Origin of the sequence: Bacteroides caecigallinarum (assembly GCF_021531075.1) — a bacterium.
In the GTDB taxonomy this organism is placed as follows: domain Bacteria; phylum Bacteroidota; class Bacteroidia; order Bacteroidales; family Bacteroidaceae; genus Phocaeicola; species Phocaeicola caecigallinarum_B.
Genome location: NZ_JADYTJ010000160.1, coordinates 1 through 512, shown reverse-complemented (window position 1 = coordinate 512; position 512 = coordinate 1). Strand labels below are relative to the sequence as shown.

Sequence of the window (512 nt, the reverse complement as noted above, 5' to 3'; positions counted from 1 at the left end):
AGAGAACGGGAAAACCGTGAACTGAAATTTGAAGGCGGAACGCTGGTATGGAACTATGAGGCAGACCGCCTGCAAATCCTGTTTGACAGTATTCCGGATGACCAGAGGCGCAAGGAACTGAAATCATACGGTTTCAAATGGTCGCCGAGATACCAGGCATGGCAACGGCAACTTACACAGAATGCCGTATATGCAGTCAAAAGAGTGTTGAACCTTCAAAACCTATAAGACATGAAAGACCGATTGAAATATGTAATCGATTCCCGCTACTTCGACGGAACATGCCTGACAAGTATGAGTGACGGATTCCATAATGACTATGGTGGGGAAACAATCGAAGAACTGCGCATACGGGAAAACAATCCCTATCTGAAAGCAGTAACACCTTCTGATATAGACAAGAAGCTGCGGCTATACAATCAGTCCCTGTCCGAACCGTTCAAGGAAATCACCGAAGAAGACTACTATGACCTGCTGGATGTACTGCCACCCTTGCGCATGAGACAAAACTC

The 512-nt window shown here is 46.3% G+C and carries 2 pseudogenes; both read left to right on the top strand.

The features are described from left to right. Positions 1-228, top strand: a pseudogene (locus tag I6E11_RS14885) (hypothetical protein); the annotation flags it as partial. A gap of 3 nt (positions 229-231) precedes the next feature. After that, positions 232-512: pseudogene (locus tag I6E11_RS14880) on the top strand (hypothetical protein); the annotation flags it as partial.